This is a genomic window from Negativicutes bacterium, from assembly GCA_018052945.1.
Classification (GTDB): domain Bacteria; phylum Bacillota; class Negativicutes; order JAGPMH01; family JAGPMH01; genus JAGPMH01.
Genome location: JAGPMH010000002.1, coordinates 18,636 through 36,196, shown reverse-complemented (window position 1 = coordinate 36,196; position 17,561 = coordinate 18,636). Strand labels below are relative to the sequence as shown.

The window sequence follows — 17,561 nt, the reverse complement described above, 5'->3', positions numbered from 1 at the left end:
GTAAGGCAGGTGTGTTAGTATTAGTAGTGAAGTTAAAACCGGCAATAAGGGTGACTCTTTTTTAAAGGGGACTTTTATTTTAGCGATTGCCGGAATTGTTGTAAAAGTTATTGGCTCATTAAACTGGATTTTTGTATCAAGAGTTTTAGGCGGTGAAGGCATTGGGTTATACCAAATGGCTTTTCCGATTTATTTATTAGCATTAAGTGTATCGACTGCCGGGGTGCCGGTGGCGATTTCTATTATTACGGCTGAAAAAGTTGCCCTTAAAGATTTTTGGGGTGCTAAAAGAGTTTTCAAAATTTCTTTAGTATTGATGGCTGTAACAGGCTTGTTTTTTAGCTTATTAACTTATTTTGGAGCAGGGTTTTTAATTGAATATAAATTTATTCGTGACCCTAGAGCTTACTATTCAGTAGCGGCTTTGGCGCCGGCAATATTTTTTGTAACCTTATTAGCAAGTTATCGGGGCTATTTACAAGGGTGGCAAAGAATGACGCCAACCGCAGTTTCGCAAATTGTTGAACAAATCTTTCGTGTTGTGACGATGATTTTATTTGCCAGCTTACTACTTCCTTATGGTCTAGAGTTTGCTTCAGCCGGTGCTAGTTTAGGTGCTTTTGCCGGTGCGGTTACTGGTTTAATTGTCTTGTTTTATTATTATTGGCAACTAGAACAAGATATGGGCGAAGAATTTAAAAAATCGCATCAAGTCGTAAAAAAAGATTCCAGCCTGAAAATAATAAAAAGAATTTTTATGTTAGCGTTACCGGTTTCGGCTTCGAGTGTAATGTTACCGGTTGTCGCTAATCTTGATTTAATGATTGTCCCGGCACGTTTAGAAGTTGCCGGTTATACGGTCGCTCAGGCGACGGAATTATTTGGTTATTTGACAGGGATGGCAGTGCCGTTAATAAATTTGGCAACGATTTTGACAGCATCGTTGGCAGTTAGCATTGTTCCGGCAATTTCCGAGGCTCAAACTTTAGGTGATCGGTTAAAAGTTTTTCAACAAACAAATATGGCTATGCGAATTACAATGTTGATAAGTTTACCGGCGTTTGCTATTGTTTTTGTGTTAGATTCACCGATATCAACAATGATTTATAATGCCACCGCCGCAGGACCGACAATTCGAGTATTGTCAACCAGCATTGTTCTTTTGGGTATTCATCAGGTTACTACCGGTGTTTTACAAGGTTTGGGTAAGACTGTTATTCCGGTTGTTAATATGGTGTTTGCAGCGATTATTAAAGTTGCTTTAAATTGGGTGTTAACGGCTAATCCGAGTTTAGGAATTGAAGGTTCAGCTTGGGCAACTGTAGCAGATATTGGGATAGCGGCAATTTTAAATTTATATTTTTTAAATCGCTATATTTCTTATAAAATTGATATACCGCAACTAAGTAGAACCGTTTTTTCAACGCTGTTAATGGCGATTGCTTTATATTTTTCGTATTTCGAGCTTATTAATTTAAAAGTTGGCAATACTATCGCAACTTTGGTTGCGACTATAATTGGTGCGGTATTATATATTATCAGTCTAATAATTGTTGGAGGTTTAAACCAACGAGATTTAACTAATGTACCGATGGTAGGTAATTTATTAATGAAACTATTAGTGAAAATGGGCGTTACTTTAAAAAAATAGAGGGTATCTATGAGAAAAATTGTATTAGTATATAATCCTGTATCAGGAGATGCTTTGTTTAAATATAAAATAGATTATATTATTGAAGTTTTTCAAAAAAACAAATGTATTATTATTCCTTACCGAACCGGCCCATCTAATAAAGAAAGTTTTATTAACTTTATTAGTGCAATACCGGAACTTTATGGCATGATAATTGCCGGTGGTGATGGAACTTTAAATGAATTTATCAATATCTTGTTGGCGGAGAATATTGATGTGCCTATTGGTATTTTACCAAGTGGTACTTCTAATGATTTTGCTAGTTTTTTAGGGATAAATAAGTCTATTGATAATTACTTGAGCACTATTATTGAAGGGAATATTCGTAGCATTGATGTTGGACAAATTGCCGATCGCTATTTTATTAATGTAGCTAGTGCAGGGGTGTTAACCTCAGTTGCCCATCGAGTTGATAAGGCTCTTAAAAATACTTTAGGGAAAATGGCATATTATATCAGAGGCTTAGGTGAAATACCTAATATTCAGCCACTAACAGCGAAATTTATTATTGATCATCAAGTGGTAGAAGAGAATATTTTCTTATTTTTAATAAGTAATAGTGCGACAGTAGGAAGTTTACCTAACGCTATGCCAGAGGCACAGATTGATGATGGCTTATTAGACTTAATGATTGTGAAGCAATGCAGTTTACCGGAGTTTACTTCGTTAGTAATTTCTTTACTAGCGGGTCGTGATATTAGAAGAAATCGGTATGTCCTGCATTATCAAGCGAAAGAAATAAATGTTGATATAAAGGAAGATGTTGAAACCGATTTAGATGGTGAATTAGGGCCTACTTTGCCGTTAACAGCTAAGGTGTTACATAAAAAATTAAGGGTTTTTCATGCATAATAAAAGGTTGCAGTTGAAAGTGACTTCAACTGCAACCTTTTATTATTAATTATGACCGAGGAGATTATCAATAAATTGCTTAGCAACTCTGCCGGAACGACCGGAATGACTCATTTCCCATTTCAAGGCTTCTTGACGTAAATCAGAAGTAACAATGTTATGTTTTTTTGCTAAAGCAAAAACGATATCAAGATATTCCTCTTGATTAGGTGACAGATAAGTCAAGGTTATGCCAAATCTATCAGATAAAGATATTTTTTCATTGATACTATCATTAGTGTGTATTTCATTATGCTCCGGTCGATCATCCCAAGTTTCTTTAATAAGATGGCGACGATTTGAGGTTGCATAAATTAACACATTATCAGGTTTAGCTTCAACGCCACCTTCAATGATTGATTTTAGATATTTGTACTCTACTTCATAATCCTCAAATGATAAATCATCTAAGAAGATAATAAACCTTTTATTGGTATTACGTAAATAATCCATAATCTCTGGTAATTGACAAAGCTGCGCTTTAGAAATTTCTAATAAACGCAAGCCTTCAGTGAAATATAAGTTAGCTAAGGCTTTTACGGAAGAAGATTTTCCGGTGCCACGAGAACCAATTAGGAGAACATTATTAGCAGGTTTTTTATTGACAAAGGCTAATGTGTTGGCAAGAAGAATATTTTTTTGTCGCTCATAACCTACTAAATCATTAAAAGTTATTTTGTCAAAATTTTTAATGCCTAGCAGGGTTTTTTCCTTATCCCAACGAAATGCCTTATAATTAGATAAATCACCAATGCCATAAGTTTGATAATGCTCTATTAATATTTGGCTTAAACTTTCAGGGGTTATTGTCGACAAGGAATTTTTAATGTTGTGATATAAACTGTTAAAAGCTTGGTTGTGATTGTTAACAGAAGGGGTGTAATCATCTAAGATCACTGAGTCTAAAAAAGAGGAAGGTAGCATCGTTAAAAGCTGCGTTAATATCACCATATCACTGAGTAAAGCTTGTTTTAAGCTAGTGCCAATAACATAATCCTGCATCACTAACTCTGCAATGATATTATGTTTTTGGGAGAGTAAATAAATCAGGTAACTACGTAAAAGGTTATCCTTTAAACTTAGCTTTTCTGCCACTATGATAAAATTATTGATTAAAGGAGCCTTAGCTGAGGCTAAAGGGGTATGCAGACAAGACAAACATTCTTTGATAAGATTATCTTGAGCGATGTTTTGAAAGACTACTAAGTTTTTAATGGTATTTAACATAATTAAAACCTCCTAAAATAATATTGTGAGTATAACTGATAAAGAAAATAAAGTAAACAGGTGTAATGATGAAAAATAATAAAGAAATATTAAAAATTGAAAATTTAAACTTGGAAATTGGCACTGTGAAAATCCTCAAAGATATAAGTTTTACGGTTCAAAAAAAAGAAATAATTGCTTTGCTTGGGCCTTCTGGTTCAGGAAAGTCGTCACTGCTAAAAAGTATTAATATGCTTAATACTCCAAGTTGCGGGCAAATAAAATATCATAATAATGATATTCAAGAAATAAGTCCGATGGCCTTGCGTAAGAAAATTGGGTACGTTTTACAAAAACCGACGCTGTTTGGTAATGATGTTATGGAGAACTTGAAATATCCTTGTGAACTACACCAAAAAGTTTTTGATATAAATTTGGTGGAGTTTTACTTAAAAAAGGTTAATTTAAAACCAGATATTTTAGAAAAAAAGCCCAATGAATTATCTGGGGGCGAGCAACAGCGAATTTCGCTAGTGCGGACATTATTGTTAGAACCGGAGATAATTTTGCTGGACGAGGTAACATCAGCGTTAGACGAAGATAATACGCTATTGATCGAAGAATTAATAAAATATGAAAATGAAAACAATGAACTGACTGTTATCTTTATCAGCCATAATAATGAACAAGCGAAAAGATTGGCACAAAAAGTTATTTATATGGAAGAGGGCGTTATAAAAGAGTTTACGACAGTGACAAACTTTTTTAAGGAAAGGATTATAAAATGAGCGAGTTATCATTGGTGCTGACCTATAGTTTAATAATAATTGCGATGATTCTTTCTTATAAAGGGAAGGTTGGCTTAGAAAAGGATTTATTGATTGGCAGTGTTAGGGCTGTAATACAATTATCGCTAATCGGGGTAGTGTTGAAATATGTTTTTGAAATTGATAATTATTTTTTAACGACGGTTATTTTAATTGGTATGGTTTATAATGCGACGATGGTAGCCGCGAAGCGAGGTGGTGGTTTAAAAAAAGCGAAAATAATTTCTTTTGTCGCTATTTTAAGCGGTCTTGTAGTCACTTTGGGGATATTATTATTGGTTCAGGCGATAAGTTATCAACCGGCCCAAGCTATACCAGTCAGTGGAATGGTGGTTGGTAACTCTATGGTGGCAATGAGTTTGCTACTGAAAAACTTACAAAGCAGTATTAAAAATTCTAAAGATGAAATTGAAACTAAATTGTGCTTAGGGGCTAGTCCGTATCAAGCGGTAAAGCCTATTATTAGTGATAGTATAAAAACCGCAATGCTACCAACGGTAGATTCTATGAAAACATTAGGAATTGTGCAGTTGCCGGGAATGATGACTGGACTCATTTTAGCTGGGATTGAACCGACTAATGCCATAAAATATCAGGTAATGGTAGCGTTTATGCTTAGTGGAGCGGTAACTATAACAGCGTTTATCGCTAGCTTTTGGGCATATCGGGTTTTCTTTACGGATAAGGCTCAACTAAAAAACATATAAAAAACGTTGGCGTGATTAGACGCCAACGTTTTTATTATTATAATGATAATCTTGTTTTAATTCGTTCAATTGCTTTTTCAGTGTTTTCTCTATTGCCGAAGGCTGTTAAACGGAAATAACCTTCACCGGCTGGACCGAAGCCTGTTCCCGGAGTTCCTACAATATGAGCTTCTTGTAATAATTTATCAAAGAAACTCCATGAATCTAAATTGTTAGGAGTTTTGAGCCAAATGTAAGGGGCATTTACGCCACCAAAAGCAGTAATGCCGGCCCTGATTAAGCCTTCGCGGATTATTTTAGCATTTGTCATATAATAACTAATCATTTCTTTAGTTTGTGCTAAACCTTCTGGAGAATAAACCGCACAAGCACCTTTTTGAATGATGTAAGGAGTTCCATTGAATTTAGTAGTGTGACGACGATTCCATAATTGATTTAATGGAATGTTTTCACCATTTTTAGTTTTTCCCATAACTGTTTTAGGAATGACAGTAAAGGCGCAACGCGTACCGGTAAAACCAGCAGTTTTAGAAAATGATTTAAATTCAATCGCGACCTCTTTAGCTCCTTCAATTTCAAAAATCGAACGAGGAACATCATCTTCAGTGATATAAGCTGAATAAGCAGCGTCAAATAAAATAATAGCAGAGTTAGCCTTAGCATAATCAACCCATTTTTTCAGTTCAGCTTTTGATAAGGTTGTACCAGTGGGATTGTTGGGACAACATAAATAAATAAGATCAACTTTTTCAGTAGGAAGCTCAGGGGTAAAGTTGTTTTCAGCATTGCAAGGAAGGTATTTAACCCCTTCAAAAACACCGTCTTTTAAAATTCCGGTTCTGCCAGCCATAACATTAGTATCTAAATATACAGGATAAACCGGATCAGTGATTGCTACAATATTATCTGTACCGAAGATTTCTTGGATATTTCCAACATCGCTTTTTGAACCATCGCTAACAAATACTTCATCCATAGCAATATCAACATTACGGGTAGTATACTCACATTCAATGATTTTTTGAATTAAGAATTCATAGCCTTGCTCAGGACCATAACCACGAAATGTTGCAGGGTTTGACATTTCATCAACTGCTTCATGCATTGCTTTAATACATGCTTCAGGAAGAGGTTTGGTAACATCACCAATTCCTAATCTGATAATGTCAGCGTCTGGATTTTCGTTTTTAAAAGTGTTAACGCGACGAGCAATCTCGGAAAAGAGATAACTGCCAGGTAGTTTTAAATAGTTTTCATTAATTAAAGCCATAAAAATAGTACCTCCTCAAAATAAATAAGATAATGATATATTATACAGGATTAGTAAATAAAAACCAACATTAATAAAATCTTTATTTATTTTTGAATTTATGGTTTGGAATTTTGTAGTTTTATGATAAAATAGTTTTGTGTTGAAACAAAAAACAGAAAAATATTAGTTCGTTAAAAATAAATACACCTAAATGAAGGAAATTAGACTATTTTGACGAAAGTTTATAGTTAGTCAATATTTATAATAAGAGAGTGAGTAAAATGGTACAAAAAAGTATATGTGATAAAATCTTTGAAGAAGGGGCAATAATCCCTGCTGTTAGAACTGTTGATGATTTTAAATATGCCATTAATAATACTAAATCAATCAGTATTATATTATTGTTTGGCGATATTATCGTATTGCCATCTATTATTCAAGAAGCGCAAAAACATAATAAGCGTATTTTGGTACATTTAGACTTATTAGGCGGTATTGGTAAAGATAAAGCTGGAATTCGCTATTTGGCACGATTGGGTGTAACAGGCGCGATTACCACTAAACCACAATTAGTTAAGTTTGCCCGCGAAGAAGGTATGATAGTAATTCAACGTTTCTTTGTAATGGATTCCGAGGCTTTGAAATCAGGAATTAACTTATTGAGAAGTTGCAAACCGGATGCGGTTGAAATTTTGCCGGCATCAGTGCCAAAAAGTATAATTGACGAATTATATCGTGAAACAAGTTTGCCGATATTAGCTGGTGGGCTGATGAATACAATGGAAGATGTACAGCATGCCTTAGATAACGGTATTCATGCTGTTAGTACCAGCAAAAAAGAGCTTTGGAGTTAATTAGACAAAAAATAAAAAAATAATTCAAATAAAAGAAGGATTTTGAAAGTTTTTGTCTAATTATATAATCATAAAGATAATGAAGAACTTTATAATTGCATCAAATTAAAAAATGATGCAATTATAAAAAAAAATATAAATATCGGCAGGAATTTTAAAAAAGATGTCGAATATGTATATTAACAAGAAAATGAGATATTGATTTGGGAGTAATAAAAGAGAGATTATTCCAAACAACTTACTACTAATAGTAAGTGTAGCATCAAAATCTCTTTGGTGTTTTTTTATAACCATAATTAGTAGAAAAATACTAAAAAAGTTTTTTTTGCTAAAAAATATATTTTATGGTATAATGTTTAAGGATTTAATTTTAAATTAATATATAGGCGGAACTAAAAGAGAGTAATGCTAAATTTTTGACCATCAAGCATCTCTTGGTGGTTTCTCTGTAAATACGCCGTATATTACAAAATTCATTGAGAGGGGTTGGTAGTAGCTGTTATAAAGTGACGGCAGTGCCGGGGAAGTTCAGGTTAGGAATTATTTTAAAATTATATTTATGATGGAGGGTTTTTTAATGTACGAAAATCTTTTAGGCGAGTTTTTAGGAACTGCGGTATTACTTATTTTCGGTTGTGGCGTTGTTGCTAACGTTCTTTTAACAAATTCAAAAGGTCAAAACAGTGGTTGGATTGTTATCACTACTGGATGGGCTTTTGCGGTATTATTAGGTGTATTCACAGCTATTGCTACTGGTGCTCCACAAGCTGACTTAAACCCAGCTGTTACTTTAGCAAAAACTATGATGGGTGTTTATAGTGCAAACCAAGCAGTTATGACTATGATTGCTGAACTTTGCGGTGGTATCGTTGGTGCGATCGTTTGTTGGTTAGTATACTTACCACATTGGGAAGCTACAGAAGATGCTGGTTTAAAATTAGCAGTATTCGCAACTGGTCCTGCAATTCGCAATACTGGTGCAAACCTTCTTTGTGAAATTATTGCAACTGCAATGCTAATTCTTATGATTTTTGCAATCTTCCATGCTAACAATGGTAAATTCCCTGCAGGTTTTGGTCCTTACTTAGTAGCTATGTTAATCTGGGCTCTAGGCTTAAGCTTAGGTGGTCCTACTGGTTATGCTTTAAACCCAGCTCGTGACCTTGGTCCTCGTATTGCGCATGCTATCCTTCCTATCGCTGGTAAAGGTAGCTCCGATTGGGGTTATGCAATGGTTCCTGTAGTTGGTCCTATGGTTGGTGCAGTTCTTGCATTCGTTGTTGGTAAAGCAGTAGGTTTATTCTAATCTGTTACCGATAACTTACAATTAAAAAGTTCAACTGTATTTTAAAGTGGGGATAAAGATAATATCTATATCCCCACTAAAAAATAAAAATTAAAAAAATAATATTTTTGAGGAGTTGCTGAGAGATTATGACTAAAAAGTATGTATTAGCTTTAGACCAAGGTACTACTAGCTCGAGATCAATTTTATTTGATGAAACTTCAAATATCGTTGCTGTTGCACAAAAAGAATTCACTCAAATTTTCCCTAAACCAGGTTGGGTTGAACATAATGCAAATGAAATTTGGTCAACTCAAATCGGAACAATGGCTGAAGTTATAGCTAACGCTGGTATTGACCCAAGCGAAATCGCTGCAATCGGTATCACTAACCAACGTGAAACTACTGTTGTTTGGGAAAAAGCTACAGGTAAACCAGTATACAACGCAATTGTATGGCAATCACGTCAAACAATGGCTATTTGTGATGATATCAAAGCTAAAGGATTAGCAGATAAATTCAGACAAAAAACTGGTCTTGTTGTTGATGCTTACTTCTCCGGAACAAAAGTTAAATGGATTTTAGACAATGTTGAAGGTGCTCGCGCTAAAGCTGAAGCTGGCGAGTTATTATTCGGAACAATTGACACTTGGTTAATTTGGAAATTATCCGGTGGTAAAGTTCATGTAACTGACTATTCAAATGCTTCTCGTACATTAATGTACAATATCCGTGATCTTAAATGGGATGACGAATTATTAGAAATTCTTACAGTTCCAAAATCAATGCTTCCAGAAGTTCGTCCTTCCAGTGAAGTTTATGGCTTAACTGCTCCTGCAGTATTCCAAGGTGCTGAGATTCCAATCGCTGGTGCTGCTGGTGACCAACAAGCTGCATTATTTGGACAAACTTGCTTCAGACCTGGTATGGCTAAAAACACTTATGGTACAGGTTGTTTCATGCTTATGAACACTGGTAGCGAATTATATACTTCCAAAAATGGTCTATTAACAACTATTGCTTGGGGTATTGAAGGCAAAGTTGAATACGCTTTAGAAGGTAGTATCTTCGTAGCTGGTTCTGCTGTACAATGGTTACGTGATGGCTTAAAAGCTATCGAAGCAGCACAAGATTCAGAGTACTATGCTGGTAAAGTTACTGATGCTGAAGGCGTATATGTAGTACCTGCATTCGTTGGCTTAGGAGCTCCTTACTGGGATATGAAAGCTCGTGGGGCAATCCTTGGTTTAACTCGTGGTACAACTAAAGGCCACATTATCCGTGCTACTCTTGATTCAATGGCTTACCAAACTAAAGACGTTTTAGGTGCAATGGAAGCTGATTCAGGAATCAAATTACAAGCATTAAAAGTTGATGGTGGCGCTGTTGCTAATAACTTATTAATGCAATTCCAAAGTGATATTTTAGGCGTTCCTGTAGATCGTCCAGTTGTTACTGAAACTACTGCATTAGGTGCTGCTTACTTAGCAGGTCTTGCAGTTGGTGTTTGGGCTAACAAAGAAGACTTAATCCAAAACTGGCAATTAAATAGACGTTTCGAGCCTACTATGGGTGCTGAAGAACGCGCTAAATTATATGCTGGTTGGCAAAAAGCTGTTAAACGTTCAATGGATTGGGAAGAATAATCTAAATCGTTTAGCTATAAATTAAATAATTATAAGGGTACATATCTAAGATATGTACCCTTATTTTTTACAAAAATATGGCTCTTTGTCAAATGTTGTGGTCTATACCGGACAGAAATATTTTCTGTCCGGTTTTTCATGCACAAAATCCTATAGAGTCTCGATGTTTTCGTTGGTTTTTACGGTCAGGGTTATTTAATAAAAATATAATTCGCCGTTTGAAATTTACAAAGCTTCTAAAACTATAGCAAATACGTTTTAAGTTTTTTATGGTCGTATTACATCCTTCAGTAAAACCATTATTATATCCAGTTGCTATTGCATGAATAATCTCACTCTTCCATCTTATTGTTGTCTTTAGTAATTTTTGAAATGGCTTTAATTCCTGCTTTTCTACTGCTAGCTGAAATTGTTTTAAGCATGCAGTAAATTCTTTACTATCTTTACTGTCCATAATATTAAAATAAGCTTCTTTTAATGCATAAGCAGCTGAAAGCTTGTCCGAATAGTTAAGCATTATCTGCAAAGCAGTTCTATCATTATCAGTTTTTAAATTTTTCTCACGACTTAGCAGTAAGTATTTAGACCGTTTGAAATATTTACGTTGCTCTTTTGGCAAAGTATTTTGTAACTCTTTACGAATAGTATCTAGTGCATCATTTGCCATGCGAACTGTATGAAATTTATCTGCCGCAATTTTAGCATTAGGGAAACATTCTTCCACCATCTTTTTAAAAGCTGGACTTAAATCAATACTTACATGACGAACTTTAAGACGTTCTGCCAAAGGATACTCTAAAATTTTAGCATATAAAATATCTGGCGAACGATCTTCAATAATATTTAGACAATTGTAATTTACTAAATCATTAATAACTACTTGAAACTTAGCGCCGGCATTACCTTTAAATTCATCAATAGATATAGCAGAAGAAAGCTTATTTGAATCAGGTACAATATGTTTGAATATACGTTGAACTGTAGTAGTAGATATATTAAAGCGTCTTGCGATGTCGGTTGAAGAAGAAAGAAAACCATGTTCATTAACAAGAGAAGTAATAGTGGCTTTTGACATACGCTGGTATCTAGAAATAAAATTATTTAATTCAGAAAAAGGCTTTAAACATTGATTACAAAAGTAACGACGTTTACGGTAAATAAGTGAGTAATTGGTTTTAAAAAGAAAAACAGATTTTACTGGTTGATTACGATAACTGTGAATCCTGGTAGTAGGTTTATTACAATGAGGACATTTGTGTAAAACAACAGGAAGTGTGAGAATAAAAGTATTATCCTTTATGAGGCGAAGACTACGTTCTGGTAAATGAAGAATAGATGTGATAAAATCTAATTTAAACATGACAACCCTCCTTAAAGTATTAGTTTGGCGATTAATATTTTATCAGGAATTTGTCATGTTTTTTAGTGCGCAAAAAAAATAAATGTTGTAGCCTTGATTTTCATCAAGACCACAACATTTATTATAGAGCCGTTTATTTCTTCAAGTTTTTCGGCAACTTCACTATTTTATTTGGGTATAAATGAGAGTATGTTTGGAGTGTAGTTTCTACTTTTCATCGAAGCTTTTCAGTTCCTGTAAATAATTATCTTGTATAATATAAAATAACAATGGACAAAGGGTTTTAATTTAAAATGGAGAATATTATACCAAAATCATATTGCTGTAATGGCAGTGCAAGAGTTTGGAATGAGGTGGAGCGATGGAACTGGATTTAAAGGAGTATAAACTTATTGTTGAATCGTCACCCAATATGATATGGCGGGCAGGAACAGATGGTAAATGTCATTATTTTAATCAAACTTGGCTGAAATTTACCAATAGAACACTAGAGCAGGAGTTTGGCAATGGGTGGACTGAAGGTGTGCATGCTGATGATCTGAATCGATGTATGAAAATTTATATGGATGCTTTTGCAAAGCGGGAGTCGTTTGAAATGGAATACCGTTTGCGTCGCTTTGATGGCGAGTACCGCTGGATTAATGATCGTGGTGTTCCCGTGTATGATGATGATAAAAATTTTGTTGGATATATTGGTAGTTGTATGGATGTTACCGAGAAGATTGAGGGGGTTATGCTGAGAGAACAGGCGCAAATTGATGGACTCTGTCAAATTTTTAATCGATATTATTTTGACCAATTACTACAGAGTGCCTGGAAACTTGCCCACCAGCAAGGGGGCAATCTGGCAGTAATTATGCTGGATATTGATGATTTCAAGAAGGTAAATGATCTTTATGGGCATATTGCCGGTGATCAAGTTTTGCGCAGGATTGCGAAAATCATCAAGGGCAGTATTAGGGAGCGCGATATTTGTGGGAGATATGGTGGAGAGGAATTTATTATCGCTGCACCTCATGGCGATACAGACGAAGCAATTGGTATAGCGGAGCGTATTCGTAGCGAAATTGCGGCCTTACAGATTTGCCTAGAGGCAGCTGGCGGAGCGGTAATTGCTGTAACGGTTAGTTGTGGAATCGGTTGCCTGAAGGAAGGCGATGATAATGTACTTGACCTTATTAAGCGGGCTGATCAGAGTCTTTATTTTGCTAAGCATTCAGGGAAAAATTGCGTAAAAGTGCTGGGTGAAGATTGTTAAGCAAACAAATGCGGGATAGGTTATGAAGCATTTTAAAGTATATTGATGTACTGCAAGCGAGGTAAAGTATATAAGCTTTGCTTAGGGGAGAGCTAATGAAAAAAATTAAAATATTTTTAGGGGTATGCTTGGTATGCCTCCTATTTGGTACTGTGGGATATGCCAAGGAAAAAAATATAAACTATGGAGATGGCAACAATTGGGCTTATGCACCGATTGAAAAATCTGCCTATGATGTTGATGTGTTTTTCATTGCGCCAACGGTGTGTTTGGGGAATGAGAACCAGCTTAACATGAATTTGGATGATAGCACTTTACGTCGTAATTTTATCGGGGCAATCAATATGGAAAAAGACATTTATGCTCAACAAGCAAATTTTTATGCCCCTTATTATCGACAGGTATCGCTTTTTGCTTATAAAGTTGCTCCGCTAACGGAGGCGCCATGCTTTGATTTAGCTTATCAAGATGTTAAGGCTGCGTTTTTATACTACTTGGAGCATTTTAATCAAGGAAGGCCGATTGTATTGGCCGGTTTTAGTCAAGGTGCTGATATGGTATTGCGATTGCTAAAAGATGTGTACCATGATAAAAGTCTACAAGACCGCTTAGTTGCCGCATATGCTATCGGCTGGAGAGTTACGCCAAAAGAGGTTAAGAATTATCCACAACTTAAAATGGCGCAGGGCGAACGAGATATAGGCGTTATTGTTTCATTTAACACTGAAGCTGAGGACATAAAAACATCATTATTAGTGCCGGATATGACATTAGGGATAAATCCGCTAAACTGGACTACTACTGATACTTACGCTGATAAATCCTTAAATAAAGGTGCTGTTTTTACCGACTATGACGGGAAAGTTATAAAAGCAGTTCCTGCTTTTACGGGTGCTTATTTAGATAAGAAGCGGGGAACTTTAAAAGTAATTAATGTTAATACAATAGATTATCCGCCGGTGTTGGATGTTTTTCAGCCAGGGGTTTTTCATATGTATGATTATCTTTTTTTCTACCAAAATTTAAAAGAAAATGTAAATCAAAGAATAGATGCCTTTATGGAAAGTCATAAGCTCAAACAAGCTTCTTGATTATGTTTACTAGACTATCGGTTGCTTTGTCTGAAGTGCTTACCTTGTAGTAAGCACTTTTTTATATAAAAAATGGCTGATAATAAAATTTTATTATCAGCCAAAGATGTAATAGCTTAATTATTAATTTGAAAATTATTTAAAATTGTTAGGTGTCATTTTACCGCCAAGGTTTTGAACTGTTGCAAAGGGATTGTATTCCATTTCATTGTAAGCAGCCATCCCATGTTCAGCTAAATCTAAGCCTTCAGTTTCTTCATCTAAAGTTACTCTAATACCAACAGTTTTCTTCATTGCATAGAATAAAGCATAAGTTGTGGCGAAACCCCATAGTGAAATTGCTAACACTCCAAGGGCTTGTACGCTAAGTAAGTGGAATCCACCGCCATATAAGAAACCGCCCTTTTCAGCGAAAATACCAACAGCAAGTGTTCCAAAGGTACCGCAAACACCATGTACTGCAATTGCACCAACAGGGTCATCTGCTTTCATACGATCAAAAAATGGTACAGCAATTACTATTAGCATACCGGCAATAGCCCCAATAATTAAAGAACTTATAGGCTCAACATAAGCGCACCCTGCGGTAATAGCGACAAGACCACCTAAAGATCCGTTGATGCCCATACTTGGATCGGCTTTGCCATAACGGAAAAGTGTGAATAAGGCCGCCGCGGTACCACCGGCAGCTGCTGCTAAGTTAGTATTTATAGCAATACGAGCAATATTTAAATCAAGACCGGACAAGGTACTTCCGGGATTAAAGCCAAACCAACCAAACCATAAGATAAAAGCCCCTAACGCTGCTAGTGGCAGATTATGACCGGGCATAACATTCATAGAACCATCACGATTATATTTACCACTACGTGGTCCAAGTACTAAAGCAGCAGCGAGAGCTCCCCAACCGCCTAAGGAATGTACAACTGCTGATCCCGCAAAATCTAACATCCCTATTTTATTTAACCAACCATCAGGACTCCAAACCCAATGACCGGCAAGTGGGTAGATAAACACCGTAGCAATTAATGAAAAGACTAAATAAGGAGAAAATTTCATGCGTTCAGCTACTGCTCCAGAAATTATTGTTGCCATCGCGATGGCAAAAGCAGCTTGGAATAATCAAAAGGCATAAATTGGTATTTTTAAACCGAGATGACTGAAATCACCTTGTAAAAAAAATCCGCTGGTACCAATCATCCCAAATTTGTCGGCACCATACATTAGAGCAAAACCAAAGAGAAAAAATCCAATAAGACCAACCGTACAATCCATAAGAACTTTCATCATAATATTTAATGAATTACGGCTATGAATTAAACCTGCCTCCAAAGCGGCAAAACCAGCTTCCATAAAAAATACTAAGGCAGCACAGAGTAATACCCATACTGTATCTAATCCGACTGCTAATGATTGAGTTGTAATTTCCATTGTTAATACCTCCAACTTTATAATGGTAAAATGTGCAAATTTATTAAAGACATAAAAAAAAAGCCAAACTTAGCAAATTTGTGATGTGACACAAATTTGCTAAGTTTGGCTTCGTTGCCTTAATTCAATGTATTATAGCATAGATGTTAAAATAAAAAGAAGAACTATTTATAACAAGTTTAACTGTCTTGTGGATCCATAATGGCACTAGGCCCTTCTTCACCAGTACGAATACGCACTGCATTTTCGAGATTATATACAAAAATTTTACCATCACCAATTTTACCGGTTCGCAACACTTTTTGCGCAGCCTTAAGAACTTTTTCTACGGGCACTTCACAGACTACTGTTTCAACTTTTACTTTTGGTTGTAAATTGATAGTGTACTCTTTACCGCGGTATATTTCGGTATGACCCTTAGTAAGACCATAGCCATAGACCTGACTTACAGTCATTCCTGTAACGCCAATTTCATTTAATGCTTCTTTCAAGTCTTAGAGTTTATTGGGACGAGTAATTATATCAATTTTGGTAATTTTATGCATTGTCATTTCTCCCTTGCAGTATAAGTTTTAACTTTTAAATAATTAATCACAACTATAATTTTAAACTAAGTATCATTGGCTGACAATATAGTAACAGTTTCTTTGTGAAAAATATTTTAAAATCATTCAATTCAAAAAAATGGTAATAACAGAAAAATAATGATAAAATATTTATATTAGAGTTATAGTAATAATGAGTTTTAAAGTTTCAGGTAATAGTGTAATAAAAGGAGGATAACCTTATGGAACGAAAAGTTAAGCAAAAGGTGACTGGTTTTAAAACACAAGATGGAGCAGGGGTTAATTTAGTAAGGGTATTAGGGCTTAGTACAGTTGAAACCTATGACCCTATTTTAATGTTAGACTCTTTTGATAGTATTAATCCTAGTGATTATACTGCAGGGTTTCCACTACATCCGCACCGAGGGATCGAAACTATTAGTTATGTATATCGCGGAAAAATGACGCACCGTGATAGTTTGGGAAATGAAGATACTATTACAGACGGAGAAGTGCAATGGATGACTGCTGGCTCAGGAATTTTACATGAAGAAAAATTACCGGCAAGTGAAAGGTTATTAGGGGTTCAGTTGTGGCTTAATCTTTCAGCGAAAAATAAAATGGTAGCACCGGAATATCGTAGTATTAAAAATAGTGAAATTGAAGAAATAATATTGGACAGTGGCAAACTTAGATTATTAGCGGGGGAATTTTCTAATAAACGAGGGTTTATGAGTAAATATCTACCACTTGATTATTATGATATCCACTTGAATGCTAACGCTAGCCTTATTATCAATACGGAAAGAGATAAAGCAGTGTTGTTATTTACCTTAAGTGGCGAAGTTTATGTTGGCGGGGAGTTAATAGCTGAAAAAACAGCAGTAAGGCTAACGACCGGAGTTTTTGTTGAGCTAAAGGCTACCGAGAAAAATTCTCAAGTTTTATTTGTCAGTTCAGAACAACTAAATGAGCCGGTGGCTTGGGGTGGGCCAATAGTAATGAATACTAAAGAAGAGTTAAATAATGCTTTTGCGGAACTTAAAAATGGAACTTTTTTAAAAGAAGGCATCGGTTATTAGCATTAAAATATCTTTTCAAGATAGAGGTATTTTTTAAAAAATAGCGAAATGTAATATATAGGAAAAATAAAGGAGGTTGTTCTGATGTACAATGGTGGGATGGCAGGATTTGGCTTTATTTTTATGTTGATTTATTTAGGAGTAATAGCATACTTTTTTTATTTATTTGCGAGTATTGCAAAATCATTAGAAAAAATAGCAGAAAAAATGGATAAATTTGAACCGAAAAGCTAAGTAATCCGTAGTTTGGACATTATTAATAAACAGATTATTATAAAACAAAATTAAAGTTGAAAATGGAAATACTTATAGAGAAATTTGGTTAGCAGTTACTGAAAAAGAATAATAAAAAAATTATAGCACCAACTTAAAATTTTATTTAAGCTGGTGCTATAATTTTTTTATTAGCTAAATATTTACAGAGAACATATGT

General features: G+C 35.0%; 14 protein-coding genes and 2 pseudogenes. 11 read left to right on the top strand and 5 right to left on the bottom strand.

What is annotated here, in order from left to right:
* Positions 1-19: 19 nt before the first annotated feature.
* Both KBI38_00655 and KBI38_00650 read left to right on the top strand, forming a co-directional pair.
* The gene (locus KBI38_00655) at positions 20-1,651 is read left to right on the top strand and encodes a polysaccharide biosynthesis protein (protein ID MBP8628577.1); all 1,632 of its coding nucleotides are present in this window, start codon (positions 20-22) and stop codon (positions 1,649-1,651) included.
* A 9-nt stretch (positions 1,652-1,660) separates the two neighbouring features.
* Positions 1,661-2,545 (top strand): YegS/Rv2252/BmrU family lipid kinase, encoded by an 885-nt coding sequence (locus KBI38_00650; GenBank protein ID MBP8628576.1) that lies wholly within the window; start codon positions 1,661-1,663, stop codon positions 2,543-2,545.
* A 45-nt stretch (positions 2,546-2,590) separates the two neighbouring features.
* Here KBI38_00650 and KBI38_00645 read toward each other — a convergent pair whose 3' ends face one another.
* Positions 2,591-3,811: an ATP-binding protein gene (locus KBI38_00645; GenBank protein MBP8628575.1), complete on the bottom strand. Its 1,221-nt coding sequence runs from the start codon at positions 3,809-3,811 to the stop codon at positions 2,591-2,593.
* Between the two features lie 65 nt (positions 3,812-3,876).
* Between KBI38_00645 and KBI38_00640 the strand changes: the two genes are divergently transcribed.
* Both KBI38_00640 and fetB read left to right on the top strand, forming a co-directional pair.
* The gene (locus KBI38_00640) at positions 3,877-4,578 is read left to right on the top strand and encodes an ATP-binding cassette domain-containing protein (GenBank protein ID MBP8628574.1); all 702 of its coding nucleotides are present in this window, start codon (positions 3,877-3,879) and stop codon (positions 4,576-4,578) included.
* A complete protein-coding gene (gene fetB / locus KBI38_00635; protein ID MBP8628573.1) occupies positions 4,575-5,324 on the top strand; it encodes an iron export ABC transporter permease subunit FetB in 750 nt (249 codons plus the stop codon). Before KBI38_00640 ends, fetB begins: the two co-directional genes overlap by 4 nt.
* Before the next feature lie 37 nt (positions 5,325-5,361).
* Here the strand turns inward: fetB and KBI38_00630 are convergent, their stop codons facing one another.
* Positions 5,362-6,594 carry an LL-diaminopimelate aminotransferase gene (locus KBI38_00630; GenBank protein ID MBP8628572.1) on the bottom strand — a complete coding sequence of 411 codons (1,233 nt, stop codon included), beginning with the start codon at positions 6,592-6,594 and terminating at the stop codon, positions 5,362-5,364.
* A 263-nt stretch (positions 6,595-6,857) separates the two neighbouring features.
* On the opposite strand from KBI38_00630, the gene KBI38_00625 reads away from it, so the two are divergent.
* The 3 genes from KBI38_00625 to glpK all read left to right on the top strand — a co-directional run bounded on the left by KBI38_00625 (position 6,858) and on the right by glpK (position 10,361).
* Entirely contained in the window at positions 6,858-7,430 is a 573-nt protein-coding gene (locus KBI38_00625) for a glycerol-3-phosphate responsive antiterminator (protein MBP8628571.1), read from the top strand.
* A 577-nt stretch (positions 7,431-8,007) separates the two neighbouring features.
* Positions 8,008-8,736, top strand: coding sequence for an aquaporin family protein (locus tag KBI38_00620; GenBank protein ID MBP8628570.1), 729 nt, complete (start codon positions 8,008-8,010; stop codon positions 8,734-8,736).
* A gap of 128 nt (positions 8,737-8,864) precedes the next feature.
* The gene (glpK, locus tag KBI38_00615; protein ID MBP8628569.1) at positions 8,865-10,361 is read left to right on the top strand and encodes a glycerol kinase GlpK; all 1,497 of its coding nucleotides are present in this window, start codon (positions 8,865-8,867) and stop codon (positions 10,359-10,361) included.
* Positions 10,362-10,497: 136 nt separating this feature from the next.
* On the opposite strand, the gene KBI38_00610 is transcribed toward glpK, so the two are convergent.
* On the bottom strand, positions 10,498-11,721 hold the full coding sequence (locus tag KBI38_00610; GenBank protein MBP8628568.1) for an ISL3 family transposase: 1,224 nt from the start codon (positions 11,719-11,721) through the stop codon (positions 10,498-10,500).
* 412 nt (positions 11,722-12,133) lie between these two features.
* Here KBI38_00610 and KBI38_00605 point away from each other — a divergent pair, with 412 nt between their 5' ends.
* Both KBI38_00605 and KBI38_00600 read left to right on the top strand, forming a co-directional pair.
* Complete coding sequence (locus KBI38_00605) at positions 12,134-12,979, top strand: sensor domain-containing diguanylate cyclase (protein ID MBP8628567.1); 846 nt, start codon at positions 12,134-12,136, stop codon at positions 12,977-12,979.
* A gap of 95 nt (positions 12,980-13,074) precedes the next feature.
* On the top strand, positions 13,075-14,070 hold the full coding sequence (locus KBI38_00600; protein ID MBP8628566.1) for a DUF3089 domain-containing protein: 996 nt from the start codon (positions 13,075-13,077) through the stop codon (positions 14,068-14,070).
* Positions 14,071-14,205: 135 nt separating this feature from the next.
* On the opposite strand, the pseudogene KBI38_00595 reads toward KBI38_00600, so the two are convergent.
* Positions 14,206-15,501, bottom strand: a pseudogene (locus tag KBI38_00595) (ammonium transporter).
* A 179-nt stretch (positions 15,502-15,680) separates the two neighbouring features.
* Positions 15,681-16,046: pseudogene (locus KBI38_00590) on the bottom strand (P-II family nitrogen regulator).
* A gap of 242 nt (positions 16,047-16,288) precedes the next feature.
* Here KBI38_00590 and KBI38_00585 point away from each other — a divergent pair.
* Together KBI38_00585 and KBI38_00580 are read left to right on the top strand one after the other, a co-directional pair.
* Positions 16,289-17,128 carry a pirin family protein gene (locus tag KBI38_00585; protein MBP8628565.1) on the top strand — a complete coding sequence of 280 codons (840 nt, stop codon included), beginning with the start codon at positions 16,289-16,291 and terminating at the stop codon, positions 17,126-17,128.
* 84 nt (positions 17,129-17,212) lie between these two features.
* Positions 17,213-17,362 (top strand): hypothetical protein, encoded by a 150-nt coding sequence (locus KBI38_00580; GenBank protein ID MBP8628564.1) that lies wholly within the window; start codon positions 17,213-17,215, stop codon positions 17,360-17,362.
* The last annotated feature ends 199 nt before the right edge of the window (positions 17,363-17,561 follow it).

Excerpts from the sequence above, each read along its gene's own strand:
- KBI38_00650 (MBP8628576.1), top strand. The coding sequence starts at position 1,661 with ATGAGAAAAATTGTATTAGTATATAATCCTGTATCAGGAGATGCTTTG.
- KBI38_00645 (MBP8628575.1), bottom strand. The coding sequence starts at position 3,811 with ATGTTAAATACCATTAAAAACTTAGTAGTCTTTCAAAACATCGCTCAA.
- KBI38_00640 (MBP8628574.1), top strand. The coding sequence starts at position 3,877 with ATGATGAAAAATAATAAAGAAATATTAAAAATTGAAAATTTAAACTTG.
- fetB (MBP8628573.1), top strand. The coding sequence starts at position 4,575 with ATGAGCGAGTTATCATTGGTGCTGACCTATAGTTTAATAATAATTGCG.
- KBI38_00630 (MBP8628572.1), bottom strand. The coding sequence starts at position 6,594 with ATGGCTTTAATTAATGAAAACTATTTAAAACTACCTGGCAGTTATCTC.
- KBI38_00625 (MBP8628571.1), top strand. The coding sequence starts at position 6,858 with ATGGTACAAAAAAGTATATGTGATAAAATCTTTGAAGAAGGGGCAATA.
- KBI38_00620 (MBP8628570.1), top strand. The coding sequence starts at position 8,008 with ATGTACGAAAATCTTTTAGGCGAGTTTTTAGGAACTGCGGTATTACTT.
- glpK (MBP8628569.1), top strand. The coding sequence starts at position 8,865 with ATGACTAAAAAGTATGTATTAGCTTTAGACCAAGGTACTACTAGCTCG.
- KBI38_00610 (MBP8628568.1), bottom strand. The coding sequence starts at position 11,721 with ATGTTTAAATTAGATTTTATCACATCTATTCTTCATTTACCAGAACGT.
- KBI38_00605 (MBP8628567.1), top strand. The coding sequence starts at position 12,134 with ATGATATGGCGGGCAGGAACAGATGGTAAATGTCATTATTTTAATCAA.
- KBI38_00600 (MBP8628566.1), top strand. The coding sequence starts at position 13,075 with ATGAAAAAAATTAAAATATTTTTAGGGGTATGCTTGGTATGCCTCCTA.
- KBI38_00585 (MBP8628565.1), top strand. The coding sequence starts at position 16,289 with ATGGAACGAAAAGTTAAGCAAAAGGTGACTGGTTTTAAAACACAAGAT.
- KBI38_00580 (MBP8628564.1), top strand. The coding sequence starts at position 17,213 with ATGTACAATGGTGGGATGGCAGGATTTGGCTTTATTTTTATGTTGATT.